The sequence below is a fragment of the Parasphingorhabdus sp. genome (assembly GCF_059726685.1).
Genome location: NZ_AP041068.1, coordinates 1,100,337 through 1,120,817 on the forward strand (window position 1 = coordinate 1,100,337; position 20,481 = coordinate 1,120,817).

Annotated in this window: 17 protein-coding genes; 11 read left to right on the plus strand and 6 right to left on the minus strand. The window is 54.3% G+C overall.

The window, feature by feature from the left end:
- The first annotated feature begins 2 nt into the window (after positions 1–2).
- Positions 3–1,406: a bifunctional AfsR/SARP family transcriptional regulator/alpha/beta hydrolase gene (locus AC6I9Z_RS05525; RefSeq protein WP_461454121.1), complete on the plus strand. Its 1,404-nt coding sequence runs from the start codon at positions 3–5 to the stop codon at positions 1,404–1,406.
- A 6-nt stretch (positions 1,407–1,412) separates the two neighbouring features.
- Here the strand turns inward: AC6I9Z_RS05525 and AC6I9Z_RS05530 are convergent, their stop codons facing one another.
- Positions 1,413–2,210: an SDR family oxidoreductase gene (locus AC6I9Z_RS05530; protein WP_461454123.1), complete on the minus strand. Its 798-nt coding sequence runs from the start codon at positions 2,208–2,210 to the stop codon at positions 1,413–1,415.
- A gap of 95 nt (positions 2,211–2,305) precedes the next feature.
- Here AC6I9Z_RS05530 and pepN point away from each other — a divergent pair, with 95 nt between their 5' ends.
- The 4 genes from pepN to AC6I9Z_RS05550 are packed head-to-tail and all read left to right on the plus strand — an operon-like array spanning position 2,306 to position 8,512.
- Complete coding sequence (pepN, locus tag AC6I9Z_RS05535; protein WP_461454125.1) at positions 2,306–4,918, plus strand: aminopeptidase N; 2,613 nt, start codon at positions 2,306–2,308, stop codon at positions 4,916–4,918.
- Between the two features lie 28 nt (positions 4,919–4,946).
- A complete protein-coding gene (gene pgeF / locus AC6I9Z_RS05540; RefSeq protein ID WP_461454127.1) occupies positions 4,947–5,693 on the plus strand; it encodes a peptidoglycan editing factor PgeF in 747 nt (248 codons plus the stop codon).
- A gap of 40 nt (positions 5,694–5,733) precedes the next feature.
- Positions 5,734–7,140: an SLC13 family permease gene (locus AC6I9Z_RS05545; RefSeq protein WP_461454129.1), complete on the plus strand. Its 1,407-nt coding sequence runs from the start codon at positions 5,734–5,736 to the stop codon at positions 7,138–7,140.
- A gap of 49 nt (positions 7,141–7,189) precedes the next feature.
- A complete protein-coding gene (locus AC6I9Z_RS05550) occupies positions 7,190–8,512 on the plus strand; it encodes a cystathionine gamma-synthase family protein (RefSeq protein ID WP_461454131.1) in 1,323 nt (440 codons plus the stop codon).
- Here AC6I9Z_RS05550 and AC6I9Z_RS05555 read toward each other — a convergent pair.
- A complete protein-coding gene (locus AC6I9Z_RS05555) occupies positions 8,509–9,180 on the minus strand; it encodes an HAD family hydrolase (RefSeq protein ID WP_461454132.1) in 672 nt (223 codons plus the stop codon). The two genes, AC6I9Z_RS05550 and AC6I9Z_RS05555, sit on opposite strands and share 4 nt — an antisense overlap.
- A 115-nt stretch (positions 9,181–9,295) precedes the next feature.
- Here AC6I9Z_RS05555 and AC6I9Z_RS05560 point away from each other — a divergent pair, with 115 nt between their 5' ends.
- The 4 genes from AC6I9Z_RS05560 (at position 9,296) to AC6I9Z_RS05575 (ending at position 12,860) form a co-directional block, all read left to right on the plus strand.
- Positions 9,296–10,408, plus strand: coding sequence for an MlaE family ABC transporter permease (locus tag AC6I9Z_RS05560; RefSeq protein ID WP_461454134.1), 1,113 nt, complete (start codon positions 9,296–9,298; stop codon positions 10,406–10,408).
- A complete protein-coding gene (locus tag AC6I9Z_RS05565; protein WP_109355127.1) occupies positions 10,408–11,223 on the plus strand; it encodes an ABC transporter ATP-binding protein in 816 nt (271 codons plus the stop codon). The genes AC6I9Z_RS05560 and AC6I9Z_RS05565 overlap by 1 nt, the downstream gene beginning before the upstream one ends.
- Before the next feature lie 64 nt (positions 11,224–11,287).
- Complete coding sequence (locus AC6I9Z_RS05570) at positions 11,288–12,235, plus strand: MlaD family protein (protein WP_461454137.1); 948 nt, start codon at positions 11,288–11,290, stop codon at positions 12,233–12,235.
- A gap of 28 nt (positions 12,236–12,263) precedes the next feature.
- Positions 12,264–12,860 (plus strand): ABC-type transport auxiliary lipoprotein family protein, encoded by a 597-nt coding sequence (locus AC6I9Z_RS05575; RefSeq protein WP_461454139.1) that lies wholly within the window; start codon positions 12,264–12,266, stop codon positions 12,858–12,860.
- A gap of 22 nt (positions 12,861–12,882) precedes the next feature.
- On the opposite strand, the gene AC6I9Z_RS05580 is transcribed toward AC6I9Z_RS05575, so the two are convergent.
- Together AC6I9Z_RS05580 and lgt are read right to left on the minus strand one after the other, a co-directional pair.
- The gene (locus AC6I9Z_RS05580) at positions 12,883–13,947 is read right to left on the minus strand and encodes a class I SAM-dependent methyltransferase (RefSeq protein ID WP_461454141.1); all 1,065 of its coding nucleotides are present in this window, start codon (positions 13,945–13,947) and stop codon (positions 12,883–12,885) included.
- Positions 13,940–14,800 carry a prolipoprotein diacylglyceryl transferase gene (lgt, locus tag AC6I9Z_RS05585; protein WP_461456860.1) on the minus strand — a complete coding sequence of 287 codons (861 nt, stop codon included), beginning with the start codon at positions 14,798–14,800 and terminating at the stop codon, positions 13,940–13,942. Before lgt ends, AC6I9Z_RS05580 begins: the two co-directional genes overlap by 8 nt.
- A 105-nt stretch (positions 14,801–14,905) precedes the next feature.
- On the opposite strand from lgt, the gene AC6I9Z_RS05590 reads away from it, so the two are divergent.
- On the plus strand, positions 14,906–16,612 hold the full coding sequence (locus AC6I9Z_RS05590) for a class I adenylate-forming enzyme family protein (RefSeq protein ID WP_461454143.1): 1,707 nt from the start codon (positions 14,906–14,908) through the stop codon (positions 16,610–16,612).
- Positions 16,609–19,392, plus strand: coding sequence for a [protein-PII] uridylyltransferase (locus tag AC6I9Z_RS05595; RefSeq protein ID WP_461454145.1), 2,784 nt, complete (start codon positions 16,609–16,611; stop codon positions 19,390–19,392). Before AC6I9Z_RS05590 ends, AC6I9Z_RS05595 begins: the two co-directional genes overlap by 4 nt.
- Here AC6I9Z_RS05595 and AC6I9Z_RS05600 read toward each other — a convergent pair.
- Both AC6I9Z_RS05600 and AC6I9Z_RS05605 read right to left on the minus strand, forming a co-directional pair.
- On the minus strand, positions 19,389–19,946 hold the full coding sequence (locus AC6I9Z_RS05600; protein ID WP_461454147.1) for a YceD family protein: 558 nt from the start codon (positions 19,944–19,946) through the stop codon (positions 19,389–19,391). The two genes, AC6I9Z_RS05595 and AC6I9Z_RS05600, sit on opposite strands and share 4 nt — an antisense overlap.
- Positions 19,943–20,470 (minus strand): ubiquinol-cytochrome C chaperone family protein, encoded by a 528-nt coding sequence (locus AC6I9Z_RS05605; RefSeq protein WP_461454149.1) that lies wholly within the window; start codon positions 20,468–20,470, stop codon positions 19,943–19,945. Before AC6I9Z_RS05605 ends, AC6I9Z_RS05600 begins: the two co-directional genes overlap by 4 nt.
- Between the last annotated feature and the right edge of the window lie 11 nt (positions 20,471–20,481).

Consider the following 20,481-nt stretch of genomic DNA (forward strand, 5'->3'; position numbering starts at 1 on the left):
CCATGCCAAATCTGGAAATCGAAGTGCTTGGCGGCTTGTCCGTGCGCCGCGGAGGTCAGCCGGTAAAATTACCAGCATCGCGCAAGGCCCGCGCAATGCTAGCGTTTCTTTTGCTTACCGGAAAGCCGCAGCATCGCGAAAGGCTGTGCGATCTGTTCTGGGAGGGGCCGGATGATCCGAGAGGTGCTCTCAGATCCGCCATCTGGAAACTGCGCCGATTGCTGAATGAACCCGAAGCAGAACGGATTGTAGCCGACCGGGAAAAGGTTCATTTTGAACCGGTGGCAGCGACAATCGACTATAAGAATTTGATTGAACGCGCGCAGCGCGATGAGGAGCTGGCCGGGCAGGATTTTGCGGATGTGCGTGCAGCGCTAGACCAACCCCTGCTTGCTGGTCTCGATCTGCCGGACCACTCCCACTATCAAGCGTGGTTGACTGCGATGCGGGAAGAGGCGGAAGCATTGCGTACACGGTTACTGCCCGATCTTGGTGCAAGAGCTGGAACGCCGCTCGACAGGCCGAGCCAGTTGCATCTCGCACGGCAAAAAATCGGCTTTGCGGGCGCCAAAGACGGTACCCGTATTGCATGGGCCCGGATCGGATCAGGGCCGCCACTGCTGAAAGCGGCCAACTGGCTCAATCATCTTGAACTGGACTGGGACAGCGAGGTCTGGTCACCATTATTTCAGGAGCTGGCGCGTGACTACAGTCTGGTCCGCTATGACGAACGAGGCAATGGCATGTCCGATTGGGATGCAGCAGATCTTGGGTTTGACGCCTTTGTTACAGATCTGGAAACAGTGGTTGCCCAAAGCGGTGTGGAGCGTTTTCCTTTACTCGGCATATCGCAGGGCGCGGCCGTCGCTATTGAATATGCTGCAAAAAACCCCGATCGGGTCAGTCATCTGATCCTTTGGGGCGGTTATGCGGCGGGCTGGCGCGCCGATGGCGACACCGAATCGGTTGCCGAGAGAGAAGCTTTGATCACCCTGGTTGCCAAGGGTTGGAGCCGTGACGATTCCAGCTATCGCAATCTGTTTTCCCGGGCGCTGATTCCCGGTGCTACGGACTCCGAAAGGGCGGCGTTTGACGAATTCCAGAGGAAAACCGTTTCGGCTGCCAATGCCGCCCGTTTTCTGGAAACCTTTGCGGATATCGACGTGCGGCACCGACTGGAGGCAATACAGTGCCCCACACTGGTCATGCATGCGCGCGGTGATCAGCGCGTTCCGGTCGCCAAGGGCGCGGAGCTTGCCAGTGGGATCAGCGGGGCGGAGTTCGTTACACTGCCGACCGACAACCATCTCTTGCTCGGCCGCGAGCATAGTTCTGAGCTTTTTGTTGCCCATGTGCGACAGTTTTTGTCAGACAAGGTAGACGACAGGTTCAAAACTGTCCGATAGGGCCGGTTATACGAAACCGGCCATGCCTGCCTTGTAGTCAGGATATTGCGGCTGCCAATCCAACAGCCGCTTCGCCTTACCATTGGCGACCCGGCGGTTTTCTTCATAGAAACCCAAAGCTGATTTCGAAAGACCGGCATCTTCCAGAGAGAGCAAAGGCGGCGGCTCCATACCAATGAGCCTTGCGGCATGGGCGATAACCTCATGCTGCGGTGCGGGCAGGTCGTCGGCAATATTGTAAACCCCGGCAGGGCCATCAAAAGATGCAACCACAGCGGCCACGATATCATCGACATGGATACGGCTGAACACCTGTCCGGGAACATCGACCCTTTTTGCTTTACCTTGCTCGACCCTGGTGATCGGATTGCGGCCCGGCCCGTATATGCCAGGCAGGCGCAGTACGCGGACATCGTCGCGCATGCCCTGCCAGCGCTGGTCAGCGCCGCTGCGGGACTTGCGCCGTCCAGAGCCAATCGGCGCGCTTTCATCGACCCAGGCGCCTTCCGCATCGCCGTAGACTCCGGTAGACGAGAGGTAGCCTGTCCATTCCAGCGATGCGGCTTTTATCGCTTCTCCGTAACCATCCAGCACCGGTTCAATGCCGTCGCGGGTAGGCGGAACAGAAGAGATTATGTGGGTTGCGGTTTCAATTGCCGCCAAGACTGATGTTTCGTCACCAAACGCCATTGCTTCATCCGATGCCTCTCGCCGGGTGCCGGTTACTTGCCATCCCTCGCCGCGCAATCGTTCGGTGAGCCGCTTTGCCGTGTAACCCAGTCCAAAGATGAGCATATGAGGCATGGCTTGAGTTTCCCTATAGAATAGATCGGATGGGCCCGATGATAGAAGCATAAACGCAATTGCACGACGTGCAAATGGCTCTTATGGCGGGAGTCATGCTAGATATCCAAAAGACCGATGCAGCGATGCCTGCGACCGAGCCTGCCATTATTCGCCGCGAAGATTATCGTCCGCCGGCGTGGTTCGTCCCGGCCATTGCGCTCGATTTTCAGCTGGGCCTGGATCACACGGTTGTCCGATCGACACTGGATGTACGGCGCTCCAAATCGGCTAAATATCAGGAAGCTTTGATCTTGGATGGCGATGGTCTCATTCCGACGTCGGTCAAGGTGGACGGCGCTACGTGGACGGATTGGCAGTTGATTGACGGCAATTTGCAACTGCCGCTCACCGGCACGGCACATGAAGTAGAAATTACCGTTGAAATTGATCCCTCTACCAACACGCAGTTGATGGGGCTTTATGCTTCTCAAGGGATGCTCTGCACCCAATGTGAGGCCGAAGGTTTTCGCCGGATCACATTCTTCCCCGACAGGCCCGATATATTGAGCCGTTATTCGGTACGGATGGAGGGTGATAAAAATACTTTCCCGATCTTGCTTTGCAATGGTGACAAGGTTGGGGAAGGCGATGGCGATAATGGTCGTCATTGGGCGCAGTGGAATGATCCCTGGCCCAAGCCGAGCTATCTCTTCGCGCTGGTCGCGGGCGATCTGGTTGCAAACAGTGATAGCTTTACCACGCGGTCGGGCAAACCGGTCGAGCTGAACATCTGGGTCCGTGATGGCGATTTGCCGCGCACCGGCCATGCCATGCAGGCGCTCAAAGACTCGATGCGTTGGGACGAGGACGTGTACGGGCGCGAATATGATTTGGGGCTGTTCAACATCGTTGCGGTGAGTGATTTCAACATGGGTGCGATGGAGAATAAGGGGCTTAATATCTTCAATTCGCGCTATATATTAGCGGACCCGGAAGTCGCCACCGACGGTGATTATGATGGAATTGAGGGTGTGGTGGCCCATGAATATTTCCACAACTGGTCGGGTAACCGGGTCACCTGCCGTGACTGGTTTCAGCTCAGTTTGAAAGAGGGTTTCACGGTCTATCGGGACCAGAGTTTTTCGGCGGATATGGGGTCGACCGCGCTTAAGCGGATCGAAGATGTGCGGATTTTGCGTGCGGCTCAGTTCCCCGAAGACGCCGGACCGCTGGCGCATCCGATCCGCCCGGAAAGCTATCAGGAGATTTCCAACTTCTATACGGCGACTGTCTATAACAAGGGTGCAGAAGTTATCAGGATGATGGCGACCTTGCTGGGCGGAGAGCGCTTTCGCAAAGGCACGGACTTGTATTTTGATCGTCATGATGGTGAAGCCGCGACATGTGAGGATTTTGTTGTGGCGATGGAAGAGGGCGGCGATATCGACCTTACCCAATTCCGCGGCTGGTACCGGACGCCCGGAACGCCCTGCGTGTCAGCGAGGCTAAGCCATGATCCGCAAACAGGCACTGCGACACTGGACCTGCAACAGATTTTGGGCGCGAGCGGCGCTGCTCCGCAGCCATCGGAAATGGTCATCCCGCTCAAAATCGCGTTGCTTGATCCTGAAACCGGCAAGCATGACGGCGAACAGCTTATCACGCTTGATCAGGCGGAGCAGAGCTTCATTTTCGAAGGGCAAAAAGAGCATCCGATCCTTTCGATCAACCGCAGCTTCTCCGCGCCGATCATTTTGGAAAGTAGCCGTACGGCAGAAGAACTGGCCTTTCTATCCTCACATGATGACGATCCGTTTGCCCGGTTTGAGGCGATGCAACAGCTTATGACCAGCTATCTGGTTGCCCGGGTAACCGGGACGCCGGCGGATCGCGATATCATTCTGCAGGCCGTAGGCGCGGTGCTGGCGGATGAGAATATTGACAAGGCATTTTTGGCGGAATTGATTCAGCTGCCAAGCGAAGCGTTTCTCGGGGATCAGATGGTTCAAGTCGATCCGCAGGCTATTCATGATGCGCGCGAAAAGTTGCGCGGCAAAATCGGCGTACAATTTGAACGCAAGTTCCGCCGTCTCTACAATCAATGCGTGCCGGGCGAGTTTTCGCTGGAGGCAGAAGCCCGGGCAGACCGGAAACTGCGCAACGTCACCCTTGATTACATCGCAGCATCGCAGGTTGAGGATGCAGCGGAACTGGCATTCGACCAATATCGGGATGCCAATAACATGACGGCAATGCAGGGCGCGGTTGGTGTCCTGTCGCATATGGATGCAGATGAACGGACCTGGGTGTTTGAGGATTTCTTCAAGCGGTTCAAGGACAATGCGCTGGTGCTCGACAAATGGTTCACCATGCAGGCGCTGTCACAGCGCAGCGATACAGTGAAGCGGGTCGAGCGCCTTGCCAAGCATCCCGAATTTACCCTGTCCAATCCCAATCGGGTACGGGCACTTTATGCCGGATTTACCAGTAATGCGGTGCGGTTTCATGATCCGTCCGGTAAGGGCTATCAGATGCTTGCCGACATGGTGATCGCGCTGGACGGGCAAAATCCGCAAACAGCCGCACGCTTCATTCCGCCGCTGGGTCGTTGGCGTCGTTTCGAGCGCGGTCGATCCGACCTGATGCGGCAAGCGCTGGAAAAAATCGCGGCGACACCCGACCTTTCAAAAGATGTGTCGGAGCAAGTGAGCAAGAGCCTTGCCTAAGCAAGGTTCATCGGCAGTGGATGTTACGATGTCACCGCTTTTGAAGGACGCAGCTCACGGTTTTCTTGGTCGTGCGGGTGGTTTGTCTAAGGGTATCTACGCGGGGTTGAATGTCGGATTAGGCAGCGATGATGACCGGGAGGCTATTCTCGAAAATCGCCAGCGGGCCAAGGCAGCTGTGCTGTTAGACAGTCGGCTGGTGACGTTGCATCAGGTCCATAGCGCCGACGTGGTCACAGTCACCGAGCCTTTCGCCCTTGATGCGCGCCCGCATGCTGATGCGATGGTAACAGGCAGCCCTGGTTTGCTCCTCGGTATATTGACCGCAGATTGTGTGCCCGTGCTGTTTCATGATCCGGCGGCGCAGGTCGTAGGTGCGGCGCATGCGGGATGGAAAGGCGCCATAGGCGGCGTCACGGACAATACCATCACGGCGATGGAAAAGCTCGGAGCCTCGCGAGACAATATTGCATGCGCTATCGGACCTTGTATTGCCCAGCATAGCTATGAAGTCGATGCGGGTTTTCAAAAACGCTTCGTCGAGGATGATTCTGAAAATTCTCAATATTTCAGCGCCGGTCAGCCCGGTCACTTCCAGTTCGATATTGAATCCTATGTGGCGGATCGCCTGACCAAGGCCGGAATTGTTAAAATCGATAAACTCGGTCTGGACACCTATGCCCATGAGGATCGTTACTTCAGTTATCGGCGCAGTTGCCATCGCGGCGAAGCTGGCTATGGTCGGCAGATATCGTTGATCGGCTTGAAGGCCTAGTTTTACCCTTGTGCAGACAGGGGCACGAGGGGAAGAGGAAATGAATGCCCAGCGCGTTGGATTGTTTGCTGGCTTGACGGTATTCGTCGTGATGCTCCTATCTCCAGCGCCAGCGGCAATGAGCCCGGCGGCCTGGCATGTCGCTGCTCTCACAATTCTTATGGCGACCTGGTGGATGACCCAAGCGGTACCTCTTACCGCAACCGCCTTGCTGCCCTTTCTTACCCTGCCGGTGATGGACGTTATGGATGTGCGGGAAACCGCCAGTCAATATTATTCACCGATATTATTCCTTATCCTCGGCGGTGCTTTTCTTGCACTGGCGATTGAGCGGGTCGGTCTGCACCGGCGTCTCGCGCTGGCAATTGTCAGCCTGTCGGGAAAGAGTGCTTGGGGCATATTAATCGCTTTCATGCTCGCCACAGCGCTGCTCAGTATGCTCATTTCCAACACCTCATCCACCCTGATCATGATACCCATTGCCGTTGCCGTCCTCGTTGCTGGCGGGGTGAAGGATGGCGAGACAGAGGGATTTGCCGGTGCCTTGATCATGGGGGTAGCTTTTGCGGCTTCAATCGGAGGCCTTGGCACATTGGTGGGCAGCCCAACCAATGCGATTGCTGCTGGTCTGATTAACAAGACATTGGGCATGGACATTGATTTTTTGAGCTGGCTGTTCTTTGGTCTGCCTATCGTGATCCTTGGCCTGCCAGTCTGTGCAGCCATCCTGATTACGGTCCAGAAAGTGGGCAAAGACAGCTTTGATGGCGCCGGTGCACGGGCCGCGATCGGATCGGCCGGCCCTTGGAGCCTTCCGGAAAAACGGGTCGTGCCGGTGGTTGCCCTCGTCGTGCTGGGGTGGTTGTTCCTGCCCCAGATCAAGGCGGTGCTTCCGGCTGGCGCCGTGCATGATGGCAGCATCGCGATATTGGGCGGTCTGCTGTTGTTCATTCTGCCCGATGGTACCGGGCGGAAATTACTTAACTGGGACGAAGCAGATCGTGCGCCATGGGGGGTGATTATGATGTTTGGCGGCGGCCTTGCGCTGGCCGCTGGAATCATTGAATCCGGATTGGCAGACTGGCTAGGGCTGGCGCTGGAGCCGCTTAAAAACGTCCCGGTCATTATCATTGCCATAGCACTTGTTGCTCTGGTCATTCTGGTCACCGAATTTGCATCCAACGTCGCCACGGCCAGTGGGATCATGCCGGTGGTGGCCAGCCTGATCCTCGCCACCGGTGTCGACCCGGTCTTGCTTGCCATGCCTGCGGCGATGGCGGCCAGCTGGGGCTTCATGCTGCCTTCCGGTACGGGGCCGAACGCGATTGCATGGTCAACCAATCATATTGAATTGCCAAAAATGCTGAAGTCAGGACTGATGCTGGACATAGCCGGGATACCGATAATCATCGGGTGCATTTGGATGGTTTCATTTGTAATCAGTTGAGTTTTGCGGCATGGGCCTTTCCAGATGATTTCCGCTGGAGAGAGAGAAAATGTCCGATCAAAACGATGATGCTGTTCCGGTAACACCGCGCCGTATGCCCAAAGCGCCGATAGAGAAAATTGGCGGACGCAAGCTCAAGCCGTCGACGCTTATGATGGGCCATGGCTATGATCCGGTCCTCTCAGAAGGTTCGCTCAAGCCACCTATTTTCCTGACCTCTACCTTTGCTTTTGAAGATGCTGCCGCGGGCAAGCGTCATTTCGAAGGTATTACCGGGAAGCGCCCTGGCGGCGCGGATGGTCTCGTTTATTCGCGCTTCAACGGTCCAAACCAGGAAATTCTTGAAGACCGGCTTAGCATTTGGGACGAAGCTGAAGATGCGCTGGTCTTTTCCAGTGGCATGTCGGCTATCGCGACGGTGCTTCTTGCCAATGTCAATCAGGGTGATGTGGTGGTGCATAGTGGACCGCTTTATGCGGCCACCGAGACGCTGATTAACAAGATACTGGGCCGTTTTGGCGTAACTTTCCTTGATTTCCCGGCCGGTGCGAGTCCTTCCGAGGTCGCAGCTCTACTAGAGCAGGCCAAGGCGCAAGCAGCACAGAATGGCGGTAAAGTAGCGATTGTCTATCTCGAAAGTCCGGCCAATCCCACCAATGCGTTGGTGGATATTGAGGGTGTGGCCAACGCCCGCAAACAGGTTTTTGGTGATGAGGGCGCACCGCCCATTGCCATTGACAATACTTTCCTTGGCCCCTTGTGGCAGCAGCCGCTGAAACATGGTGCGGATATCGTGATATACAGCCTGACCAAATATGTCGGTGGACATAGTGATCTGGTTGCCGGAGGCGTTCTTGGCTCGAAAGGCCATATGGACCCGATCCGCGCGATCCGGAATACTATTGGGACAATATGCGATCCCAATACGGCGTGGATGCTGATGCGCAGCCTTGAAACATTGGAATTGCGTATGACTCGTGCTGGCGAAAATGCCGAGAAAGTTTGCGCTTTTCTTCGGGACCATCCCAAAGTGGACGGGCTTGGCTATCTCCGGTTTATTTCCGATGCCTCGCAGCAGGATATTTATGATCGCCATTGCAGTGGTGCGGGGTCCACCTTCTCGGTGTTCATCAAGGGCGGCGAAGCCGAAGCTTTTGCGTTTCTAGATGCCCTCAAGATTGCGAAATTGGCCGTGAGTCTTGGCGGAACCGAGACATTGGCAAGCTTGCCAGCGGCAATGACTCATTTGTCGGTGCCGGATGATCGCCGGGCCGCGCTTGGCATAACAGACAATCTGGTTCGAATTTCAATTGGTGTAGAAGACCCTGATGACCTGATCGCCGACTTTGAGCAAGCGTTGGGTGTGGTTTAGGCCCAATCCAGGATTGTCCAACCGCGTTTCTTAGCAAGATGGCGTAATGGTGCACTCGGTGTCGTCGCAATCGCTTCATCAGCAAAGTCGAGCATCGGTGCATCGCTTACATGATCGGAATAGGCCCTGATGTGGATGCTTTCGCGTTCAAGTCCTTGCTTGTCGAGAAAGGTCTTGATCCGGTCAAGCTTCGCGACGTCATAGCAATTTTCTCCGATAATTTCAGGCAATACCTGGCCCTGTTCATTGATCTTCAGCCGGGTTGCTATTACTTCGTCAAAGCCCAGTCGTTTGGCGATGGCATTGACGTAAAGCTCATAAGAAGCCGTGGCGAGCACCAGCTTTCTGCCTTCCGCCCGATCAGCTTCAACTTGGGCAATAGCCTTGGAATAGCTATTCACCTGCATCACTTTATCAGCATAGCGCTCAATATGCGGTTCCAGCTTCGCTATATTCGGTTTACCGCCTAATAACAGGCGCTGATTATAGGTTTTCAGCCCCTTGCGACTGACCAGTTTTAAGCCATAACCAATAAATCCAAAGGGCAGTAGTGGCAGAAAGACCAGCCGCCAAGGTGCGCGCGCAAAAACCATGTGAAACAGGAACGGGGTATAGGTGCCTCGCACCGTAATCGTCCGATCCATATCGTAAATAGACAGCTTGGTCATCACGCCTCTTTTCCCAATAGCGACGCCATATTAGCAGCGCCGAAAAAATGCACCCATTAAATGACTTGTTATAATGGCTTGAGGTTTCAATGATTTTCGGTCACCAATAGCGGCGATGACAGTGCCTGGCGATTTTGTCGAAGAAATTACCGAGGACGGAGTAACTGTACTTCGTTTTTCCGGTGATTTGTCGATCGCCGCTATCGGAGACTTGCCCGAACGATTGCGAGAATATGAAGGAGAGGCAAAACAACTGAACCTTTCCGACATTGGCTATTTTGATACCGTTGGTGCTTGGCTCATCCATCGCACAGCTCGCGATATCGAAGCGGAAATTGTTGGTATGGACAATGAAGCGGAGCGGCTTATCGCTGCCATAGGCGGAGTAGCTGAGCCTGCTGAAGTGCGTCCTGATCCACCCAACCCAATCATTCGCGTGCTGGATGAAGTGGGTGAAGCAACAATGATCGCTTTGACGACCTTGGCGGGTTTGATCGGCTTTTTTGGTTCGGTGATGGTCTCAGCTGCTTCGTTGATGCGACATCCCGGCCGGATAAGATGGAATGCGGTGATCCAGCGCTTCGACGTAGTGGGCGTGCGGGCTCTTGGTATTATTGGACTTATGAGCTTTCTCATCGGTTTGGTGATCGCGCAGCAAGGCGCGGTGCAGCTTCGGCAATTTGGTGCAGAGGTGTTCACGGTCAATCTGGTCGGAAGGCTGACTTTGCGGGAATTGGGCGTCTTGATGACGGCAATCATGGTTGCTGGTCGTTCTGGTTCGGCCTTTGCCGCACAAATTGGGACCATGAAGCTGACCGAGGAAATTGACGCGATGCGTACGATTGGCGTGTCGCCTGTAGAAGCCTTGGTCTTGCCGCGTTTTCTCGCCGCTGTCTTCATGTTACCGCTGCTGGGATTCTACGCGTCGATTGTTGCGATTATCGGCGGCGGGTTGCTGAGCTGGGTAGAGCTGGATATTCCTCCCGCCACGTTTTTTGCGAGAATCAGAGAAGTGGTGCCGCTGACGGACGTCTATGTCGGTCTCGTCAAGGCACCGGTATTTGGCGCGATCATTGCGATTTGTGGATGCTATCAAGGCATGCAGGTTAAAGGGAATGCCGAAGAAGTCGGCAAACGGACAACAGCCGCTGTGGTGCAAGCGATATTCCTGGTGATCGTGCTGGATGCTTTTTTTGCGGTATTCTTTACCTGGATCGGGTGGGACTGATGGTTGACGAAGATCCTATCGTTGTCGATCGCGACTTTTCCGGCCCGATAATCTGCGTCAAGGGGCTGCGCAACAGCTTCGGGGAACAAGTAGTTCACGAAGGCCTCGATCTGGATGTCCACAAGGGCGAAATTATCGGCGTGGTCGGCGGTTCCGGTACCGGAAAATCCGTACTGATGCGTTCGATCATCGGCCTGCAGCAACCCGATGAGGGCTCGATCGAAGTTTTCGGTGAGTCGCTTTTGGGTCGATCGGACGCGGAAACCATTGACGTTCGCAAACGCTGGGGCGTGTTGTTTCAGGGCGGTGCGCTTTTTTCCACGCTGACGGTGGCAGAAAATGTAATGGTTCCGATCCGCGAGTTCTTTCCCGAGATGGACCGCGATTTCCGCCGCGAGGTTGCGAAATATAAGGTGTGCCTGTCAGGACTACCGCCGGAAGCCGCACCCAAATATCCCGCCGAGCTGTCTGGCGGTATGAAAAAGCGGGCTGGCATTGCAAGAGCGCTCGCGCTCGACCCGGAACTGTTGTTTCTCGATGAACCGACGGCGGGGCTTGATCCGATCGGGGCTGCCGCTTTTGACAATTTGACGCGCGAATTGCAGCAGACTTTGGGGCTTACCGTGTTCCTGATCACCCATGATCTCGATACGCTTCATGCGATTTGTGATCGGGTGGCCGTGCTGGCTGATCAACGGGTGATCGCCGTGGGCACGATACCGGAACTGCTTGCGATGGACCACCCTTGGATACAGGAATATTTCAACGGTCCACGCGGGCGGATGGCATCAACACAGAATGCGGCTGGAAGTTGAAAATGCGGTCTAATTACAGAGATTTGTTGCAGGTGCCGAAACGGCTGGCCATAAAGGTGAAATAATGGAGACACGGTCCAATCATATTCTTGTGGGTGTTATCACCCTGACCTTGCTCGCTTTAGTGGCTGCCTTTCTGGTCTGGATTGTCCGCTTTGGTGACGGTGCGACGAAGGAATATGATATATTTTTCGCCCAATCCGTGGGTGGTTTGGCAAAGGGAACCGGCGTGACTTTTGCGGGTGTTCCTTCTGGACAGGTGCTCGACGTGGAGCTTTGGGAAAAGGATCCCGATTTTGTACGCGTTCGCATTGCAGTGAGCGAAGAAACTCCGATTTTGCAGGGAACAACTGCGACTATCCAGAGTATCAGCTTTACCGCTCCGCCGAATATTCAACTGGATGGCGCGGTAAAGGATGCGCCGCCGATTAAAGAATTGGGTCCGGAAGGCGTACCTGTTATTCCTACCAAACCCGGTGCTTTGGGCGAATTGCTCAACAGCGCCCCGCTAGTCGTCGAACGACTGGCAACGCTTACCGATCGGCTGACATTGCTGTTATCGGACAAGAACCAGGAATCGATCGAAGGCATTTTGAACAATACCGAGCAGCTGACCGGCAGTCTGGCGAAGCAAGCACCTAATCTTGAAGCATTGATGGCAGAATCGGCCATCGCGATCCGCAATGCCGGGGAAACTGCGGAAAAACTCTCTGCGGTTGCGGACAATACGAACCAATTGTTGACTAACAATGGTGAACCACTGGCGAAAAACCTCACCAAAACACTGGCCGCAGCAGAAAAGAGCATGGCAGCGTTGGGTGAGGTGCTTGAAGATGCGCGCCCCGGTGTTCGGCAGCTGGGAACCAAAACAATACCGGAAGTCGATCAACTGGTTAAGGACATGCAGGCGCTGACCAAATCTCTCACTTCTGTGACTGAACGGTTGGATCAGGGCGGAGCGGGATCGTTGCTGTCCGCGCCAACGCTGCCAGACTATGAACCAGGTAAATAAAAGAACGCCAATGGGAAAGCAGGGATCTATGACCATATTGCAAAAGACAAAATCCTTGGGCTTGTTGGCAGGTCTCGGTGTTTTGAGCGCTTGTGTCAGTTTTGGTGGTGCCGAACCGCCACCATTTCTCTTGTCTCTGACATCGGATATGCAAGTGGATCCCGGAGCGGTTCGCGCTGGGCCACAAGCCGGTGCTTTAGTGGTTCAGTTGCCATCTACGCCGCAAAAACTTAATAACGTGCGTGTGCCAGTCCAAACCAGCGCGACGGGTATCGCATATCTAAAAGAAGCCACGTGGATTGATAAGCCCGCGCGGCTTTTTCAGGGGCTACTTACAGAAACCATTGCAGCGAAAAATAATCGGCTGGTGCTGACAGCGGTTCAGGCGCAGGGCAAAGCAGACACATATCTGTCCGGTGAGCTGGTGAATTTCGGGCTGGACGGTCCCAGCCTGACCGTCATGGTGACGTATGATGCAGTAAAAATGCGTGAAGGCGAACCGGTTGAGAAGCGGCGCTTCGAGGCCAGTGAGACCGTATTTGCCGCAGAGGCCGGTCCGGTGGGTGAGGCCTTGAACAGCGCTGCGAACAAAGTGGTATTGGAAGTCGCCGACTGGGTCGGTTGATCACAAGATCGATGAGCAGTACTCAACTTTCGCCGTAAACAAAGCCTTCTGGTTCGGGCCAGTCCATCGATGTTGCAGCCATCACCCGAAACAACCGGCCCATTTCATCAACATGAGTTAGTCTGCGATGCGCGGCGCGTATATCTTCCGCTTTGCCCGGACTGTTCTCAGCCAGTTTTCCCGCCCGTTGATCAATGCCAAGTGCCTTGAGCCATTGACCTTGTTCCACTGGTCCATGAACCGACAAAAGACGCGTTTTCGCTATATTGGCTAGGTTGTGAAAATCGACATGCGCTGTGAGGTCTGAGGTTCCCGGGCTGTCAAACGGGCTGATGGGGAGGTGATTTTTTACCGCTTGCAGAGTGCTGCCAGTACCCGGTTGATCATAGCCATAGTCGATGATTAATATAGCGCCGCCCTGCTGAGCAATGCGATGCGAAAGCTCACCTAAAATCTGCACGCTGGCAGGGGAGCTCTCCAATATAGTTCCAGTCGGCAGGCCAGCGGAGGATCTCGACATCTGCTTCTCAATGACTTGAGTGCCGGGGACAGCTATGAACTTATTGCGCTCCCGGTCGACCATTTGACGGAGCCATCCGTCGGCGGTCGATACAAATTGCTCCACTGGCAGAGCGTCGAAAAATTCATTGGCAACAATGATTAATGGACCGTCGTCTGGCAGACTGTCGATGCTTTTGTGCCATGCGGCACCGCTATGAAGCGCAGCCTGTTTTTCCTTCAGCACCGGACTGGTTTCGACAAAGTGAATCTGCGGTTTGCACTCAAATTTCAACATCGTGCGCAGCGCATCGGCGGCTAATGTGCCTCTGCCTGGACCCAGTTCGACGTAGTGAATATGACCTGGACGGCCCTTGCGCATCCACAAATCCGACAACCATATTCCGATAAGCTCACCGAACATCTGGCTGATTTCCGGGGCGGTAACAAAATCGCCGTCCTCGCCAATCGGGTCTTTTGCTGCATAGTAAGCCGCATTGGCGATGCCCATATATTCGCTAAGGCTGATCGGTCCGTCGCGGTCGATTTTTTCAGCGAGAATATGCGCGGCCGACGGACTGTCAGGCAATGCTCTTATCTCCGGTCGTCGGTTCTACGCGGACGCGGCGACCTTTGGAGGTAAATACCAGATAGATGCCGAGCAACAGCATGGGCACGGTGAGCGTTTGCCCCATGGTCAGGCCCCAGCTTAAATTCTCGAGGCCTTTATCTGGCTGACGGAAGAACTCTACGGTGAATCGGCTGAGACCGTAAACTAAAAGGCCGGTGCCGACTAGCTTGCCCGGATGATAGCGCGCATCTGTTTTCCAGAAGAGCAAAGATGTTATGATGAAATAGAGTATCCCTTCTAGACCGGCTTCATAAAGCTGGCTGGGATGGCGCGCGACTTCACCGCCCATCGGGAAGATGATTGCCCAGGGCACGTCGGTGGCGCGGCCCCAAAGTTCGCCGTTGACGAAATTGGCGAGGCGGCCAAAGAGTAATCCGAACGGAATGACACAGGCGATATAGTCGCAGATGCGCAGGAAACTGAGTTTTTCCTTCCGGGATATGTACCAGATTGCGAGAACAACGCCCAAGACACCGCCATGCAGCGACATGCCGCCGTTCCAAACCTGCAAGATCTCGATCGGGTTTTGTAGGATTTCGGGTTTATAGAAAAACACATAACCAAGTCGTCCGCCGAGAATGATTCCCAGCGTCGCATAAAAGATCATGTCATCGGCGTGACGGCGCGCCAGTGGAGCGCCCGGTTCTTTGATTAGTTTCGTAAGATACCAATAACCGATCAATATACCGGCGAGATAAGCCAGCGAATACCATTTCAATTGGAAAAAACCGAGGTCAAGCGCGTTGGGAGACAGTCCCAATTCTTCAAATCGCGTAAATTGCGCTGCACTTGCAAGAATAATATCAATCAACTCTTTTCCCCGTCCGGTTTCATCGTCATATAGCAAGGGCATATAACGGGAAATTCTCCGATACCAAGAGAGAAACCCAAACTGACTTTGCGGGAGAAAATTGAAATGCCATCGCCATTAGACGCTATGATCGACGAAACCCTGGGCGTCATGACACAGCCGGGACAGCTTTTGGAGCTTTCCTCGGTCAATAAATACGGCGTCGATATGCCGGTGTTCAAAAATGCACCGAGCAATGTTTCGGACTTTTTTGCCTTTTTCTGCATGCAGAATGCAGACAAGGAATTCCTCGTCGATGGTGATATCCGGCTGACTTTTAAGGAAACTTATGCCGCGGCACGCGTGTTGGCTGGCGGATTGGTCGCCGGACATGGGGTCAAGAAAGGCGACCGGATCGGTATTGCCGCGCGCAACTCCGCCAACTGGATCATCCTTGATATGGCGATCACCATGGCGGGCGGTGTCTCGACCAAATTGAACGGTTGGTGGCAAGGCGATGAGCTGGCTGATGGTATCGAAGATGTCAGCTGTTCAATTGTTTTTGCCGATGCCCAACGTGCAGCGCGCCTGAGCGAATCGGGACGCGACCATGGCGCAGAGGTGGTTTTGTTCGAACATGATCTTCCGCCGCTCGAAGGATTAAAGGCCTGTCTGGCAAAGGGCGGCGATGCGGAAACCCCGTTGCCGCAAATGGGACCAGAGGATAATGCGACGATATTATTCACCTCCGGTTCGACCGGACGCTCGAAAGGCGCCTATGCCGAACACCGCTCGGTGGTGCAGGGGGCGATGAGTTTTGTTGGCGCCTTTGCCGTGATGGCGCATTTGATGGAAAAAGCCGGCACATTGCCGGATATCCAGCCGACCGCTTTGGTGGCTGTACCGCTGTTTCACGTTACCGCGTCGGTACCACTGGTTCTGGTGAGCTACGCGATTGGCCGCAAGCTAGTGATGCAGAAAAAATGGGACGCCGAAGAGGCAATGCGCTTGATCGAAAAGGAAAAAGTGACCTATTTTGTTGGCGTTCCGCTGATGAGCATGGAGATTTACGCGCATCCCAAGGTCAATGATTATGATCTCAGCACCTGTGTTTCCATGGCTGCTGGCGGCGCGCCGCGCCCGGTCGAGCATGTCAAACGGATCAAGGAAGGCATGGGCAAGGGCTTTCCACTGATTGGCTACGGTCTCACCGAAACCAATGGTGTCGGCTGTTCCAACCAGAATGAAAATTATCTCGCCAAGCCAGACAGCACCGGTCGCGCCACGCCGCCGATTGTTGATGTCGGGATATTGGATGATGATGGCAACAAGGTAGCGCAAGGCGAGCGCGGTGAAGTGTGCATCCGCTCGTCAGCCAATTTCACCGGCTATTGGAACAACGAACAAGCGACCAAAGACGCTTTTACCGATGATGGTTATTTCCGCACCGGCGATATCGGCTATCTCGACGAAGACGGCTATCTATTCATTGTCGACCGCAAGAAAGAAATTATCATTCGCGGCGGCGAGAATATCAGCTGTCAGGAAGTCGAAGCGGCGATTTACAGCCACACGTCCGTGGCGGAAGCCTGCATATTTGGCGTTGAAGATGAACGGTTCGGAGAAGTTCCGGGATTGGTTTATCACGTCAAAGATGGTGAGTCATTGTCGCAAGACGAGCTTCTGGAATTCCTGAAAGACAAGCTCGCGCCGTTCAAGATGCCGGTGCATATCTGGCAATATGAAGAACCGCTGCCGAAACTGGGTACAGCGAAAATCGCAAAAATCGTGCTGGCCAAGAAGCATCGGGAAATGCTGGCTGCTACGGGATGAACGCGCGCGCCAATATACCCAGGCCGGCAAGTGATCCGGGGAAACGGATTGTCCGGCAGCGGGATATTGTCGACCGTCGTAAGTTGGCTGAGGCGATAGAAGCACTTATCGCTGAACATGGTATAGCCAAAGCACGTCCACAAATATTGCCCATGTTGCAAGAGGCGTTGGCAAATGGCCGGGCAGAGATCAGCCGGCGACTAATGGAGAAACCTTCTGCAGGACATGAAGCGGCAGCTGCGCAATCTTTTCTGATCGACCAGCTGGTACGGATTATCCACGATATAGCCGTTGGCCATCAATATCCCGTAAATAATCCTTCATCGGGCGAACGCATCGCAGTGATGGCGGTCGGCGGTTACGGACGCGGAGAGATGGCCCCGCATAGTGATGTCGATATCGCCTTTTTAACCCCGTTTAAGCAGACCAGCTGGACCGAGCAAGCGGTGGAAGCAATGCTTTACTGGCTTTGGGACTTGGGCCTTAAAGTCGGTCAGAGCAGCCGTTCGATCGACGAAATGGTGCGGATGGCGAATGAAGATCTCAGCATTCGTACCGCATTGCTGGAAGGCCGCTATATCTGGGGTGATACCGACGTCTATGAGGAAGCCAAGGCTCGCTTTTACGCCGATGTGGTCTCTGGCACGGATCGTACTTTCGTCTCTGAGAAATTGGCAGAACGCGACGCCCGGCATGTCCGCATGGGTGATAGCAGGTATGTCGTCGAACCCAATGTCAAGGAAGGCAAAGGGGGGATGCGCGATCTGCAGACGCTTTATTGGATAGGTAAATATATCCACAGAGTTACCTCTGCGGAAGAGCTGGTCGATGTTGGTCTGCTGACAGCAGATGAGTTCAGGCGTTTTCGCAAGGCTGCCAATTTCCTCTGGGCAGTACGTTGTCACATGCATGATATGACGGGGCGTGCAGAGGATCGTTTAACTTTCGACCTACAGCCCGGTATTGCTGAGCGGATGCGTTTTGCTGACCGGCCGGGCAAGTCGGCCGTAGAACGTTTCATGCAATATTATTTCCTGAACGCAAAAGTCGTTGGTAACCTTACTGGCGTCTTTCTCGCTCATCTCGATGAGACCCATAATGCCGGGGTAAGGCGCTTCATCCCTAATATTACTCGGAGGCCAAAAAAGCTGAAGGGCTTTACACTGGATCGTGGCCGACTGGCTTTGCCAGAGGAAAATTTCTTTGAAGAAGACCCGGTCCGGTTGATCGAAATTTTCCACCTCGCGGATAAGCATGAACTGGAAATCCATCCGCTGGCGATGCGCGCTGCGCGGCGAGACGCAAAGCTGATCACCAACAAGATCCGAAAGGACCGTCGGGCAAATAAGCTGTTCCTTGACGTGCTTTGTTCGCCACGCGATCCCGAACTGGTTCTGCGCTGGATGAATGAAGCCTCGATTTTCGGGCGCTTCATTCCCGATTTCGGCAGGGTTGTCGCACAGATGCAATTTGACATGTATCATCACTATACGGTCGATGAACATAGCATTCGCGCTATCGGGCTGCTCTCCAGGATTGCCAGCGGTGATCTGGTTGAAGACCACCCTAACTCTACCGAGACAATCAGGAAGCTCAAAAATCGGAGGGTGCTGTTCGTCGCGACCCTGTTGCATGATATTGCAAAAGGCCGAGGCGGCGATCACAGCATATTGGGCGCTGAAGTCGCGATGAAGCTATGTCCGCGGCTGGGACTGGAACCCTATGAAACCGAACTGGTGGCATGGTTGGTGCGGCATCATTTGCTGATGTCAGCCATGGCGTTCAAACGCGACCTGTCTGATTTTAAAACCATTCAGGATTTTGTCAGTCAGGTAAAAAGCATTGAGCGACTTCGTCTGCTAACGGTCTTGACGGTTGTTGATATTCGCGCCGTGGGACCGGGCGTTTGGAACAGTTGGAAAAGGCAGCTCCTAACGGATCTTTTTCAGGCGGCCGAGGAAATGTTGCTTCTCGGTCACAAGCAGCGTGGCCGAAAAGAACGGATCGCAGAGAAAAAGGCGGTCTTGTCCGAGGCGCTGGACATTCCCAAAACACAGTTTTCCAAACTGGCAAGACGCCTGACCGATCCTTATTGGATCGCCGAGCCGGATGATATCATCGCACATAATGCCCGGCTGATGCTGCGTGCGGGTGATGATAGTCTGGCAATTTCCGCAGATGCTTATCCAGAGCGGGGTGCTACACTGGTGACGATTTATGCAGCCGATCATCCCGGCCTGTTCTATCGCATTGCGGGCGGCATTCATGTTGCTGGCGGTAACATTATCGATGCGCGGATTCACACCACGCGGGATGGAATGGCGCTGGACAATTTTCTGGTACAGGACCAGCACAGTCAGCCGTTTGCAGAAGACACGCAGCTTACGCGCTTGAAACGGGCGGTTGAGGACGCATTGGCCAACCGGTCGAAACTGACCACAAAACTGGAGGCCAGACCGCTGGCTCATAGCCGTGCCGGGGCGTTTAATATCGTTCCCAATGCGACTGTCGACAACGATGCATCCAATCGCTTTACGGTAGTGGAAGTAACGGCACAGGACCGGCCTGCTTTGCTGAACGAACTCGCTTATGTCCTCTTCGAATCCAAAGTCACGGTGCACAGCGCCCATATCGCCACCTATGGCGAGCGCGCAGTTGATACTTTTTATATTACTGATTTGCTCGGCGGAAAAATTGAAGCCAAAACTCGGTTGAACAATCTGAAAAAGAGACTGGTTAAGGCGGCAGAGCAGAAAGAAGCAGAGAAATCGGCTGCCTAGCTGGGTTTATTTTCCCCAAGGCCCGCTTTGAGCGCTGCTAGCGCGCCAAAAGGACCGGCCTCCTCTTCGCTTTTGAGGCCCTTCTTCTCTGCTATGCTATCCGCATCCGGCCCTCGTGGATATGGGTCAAGCGCTAGATAAAGCGTTTGCGCAACGGCCTCTCCAAGGTCGATTTGAGCAGCCTCATATTCTATTGTGTCGCAGTCTTCGGACTCCAGTTCGATTTCCTTTTCGCCGGGCGGTGTGTCGGTTTTTTCTACGAAGATTATGTTAAACGGCTCGTCAACGCGGACAGGAAATGGCTGACCGCTGATCGCGCACGATTGATGCAGATCGGAATGGATTGTACCGGCAAAAGTGATTTCCTCTTCATTCGCCTCCAGACGATAGTCCGCTGTGATTGCTTCTATGGAAGGCAAGTCAAAGCGTTTGGCTAGTGCTCGACGCTGATTTTCGTCGGCGACAATTTGCCCTTTTATTGCCATGTCCCCGATGTCCGACAGCTTTATGATATCGGACAGTTCGGGGGGAGGCAGCGGCTGTGATCTAGTCATGGTCTGGCCTCTGCGATATCTCCGGCAATTACTTGGCTGATCGTAGCGGCGGAAAGCCGGTTATAAAAATGCGCGAAATTCTTGGTGGTGAATTGCAGTGCTGCCCGATCCGGTATTTCGCCGCGATATAGGTTGCGTGTCAACGCTTCGTCGAGGCTGGCATTTTCCGTCAGAGCATCCCTATAAGCCCCTAAACGCCCGCCTAGCGCGCCCACCATCTCACCCACCCGTTTGCCGACTATTAAGTCGCCAATGCCGATCTGTCGCAACTGACCTTCCATATCCGTAACAAATAATTCCGTAAGCCAGGCTATTTCCTGCTTGGCTTCTTCGGTTTGGTCCAGGCGGATCAACACGGCGCACAAAATCGCAGCAATCATATCAAAGCGGCCGTCGAGCGTGTCAGGAACGCCGCCTTTTTCATACCAGTCAATACGCCGGCCCTCGGCAATAATGCTACCATATAGTGGCTGCATGACCCTGTTGGCGTTTTTTCGCCCGAGTAATGCGTTCAAGAATGACATGATTTTAAACC

Coding starts and splice junctions, on each gene's coding strand:
- AC6I9Z_RS05525 (WP_461454121.1), top strand. CDS start 3: ATGCCAAATCTGGAAATCGAAGTGCTTGGCGGCTTGTCCGTGCGCCGC.
- AC6I9Z_RS05530 (WP_461454123.1), bottom strand. CDS start 2,210: ATGCCTCATATGCTCATCTTTGGACTGGGTTACACGGCAAAGCGGCTC.
- pepN (WP_461454125.1), top strand. CDS start 2,306: ATGCTAGATATCCAAAAGACCGATGCAGCGATGCCTGCGACCGAGCCT.
- pgeF (WP_461454127.1), top strand. CDS start 4,947: ATGTCACCGCTTTTGAAGGACGCAGCTCACGGTTTTCTTGGTCGTGCG.
- AC6I9Z_RS05545 (WP_461454129.1), top strand. CDS start 5,734: ATGAATGCCCAGCGCGTTGGATTGTTTGCTGGCTTGACGGTATTCGTC.
- AC6I9Z_RS05550 (WP_461454131.1), top strand. CDS start 7,190: ATGTCCGATCAAAACGATGATGCTGTTCCGGTAACACCGCGCCGTATG.
- AC6I9Z_RS05555 (WP_461454132.1), bottom strand. CDS start 9,180: ATGACCAAGCTGTCTATTTACGATATGGATCGGACGATTACGGTGCGA.
- AC6I9Z_RS05560 (WP_461454134.1), top strand. CDS start 9,296: ATGACAGTGCCTGGCGATTTTGTCGAAGAAATTACCGAGGACGGAGTA.
- AC6I9Z_RS05565 (WP_109355127.1), top strand. CDS start 10,408: ATGGTTGACGAAGATCCTATCGTTGTCGATCGCGACTTTTCCGGCCCG.
- AC6I9Z_RS05570 (WP_461454137.1), top strand. CDS start 11,288: ATGGAGACACGGTCCAATCATATTCTTGTGGGTGTTATCACCCTGACC.
- AC6I9Z_RS05575 (WP_461454139.1), top strand. CDS start 12,264: ATGACCATATTGCAAAAGACAAAATCCTTGGGCTTGTTGGCAGGTCTC.
- AC6I9Z_RS05590 (WP_461454143.1), top strand. CDS start 14,906: ATGCCATCGCCATTAGACGCTATGATCGACGAAACCCTGGGCGTCATG.
- AC6I9Z_RS05595 (WP_461454145.1), top strand. CDS start 16,609: ATGAACGCGCGCGCCAATATACCCAGGCCGGCAAGTGATCCGGGGAAA.
- AC6I9Z_RS05600 (WP_461454147.1), bottom strand. CDS start 19,946: ATGACTAGATCACAGCCGCTGCCTCCCCCCGAACTGTCCGATATCATA.
- AC6I9Z_RS05605 (WP_461454149.1), bottom strand. CDS start 20,470: ATGTCATTCTTGAACGCATTACTCGGGCGAAAAAACGCCAACAGGGTC.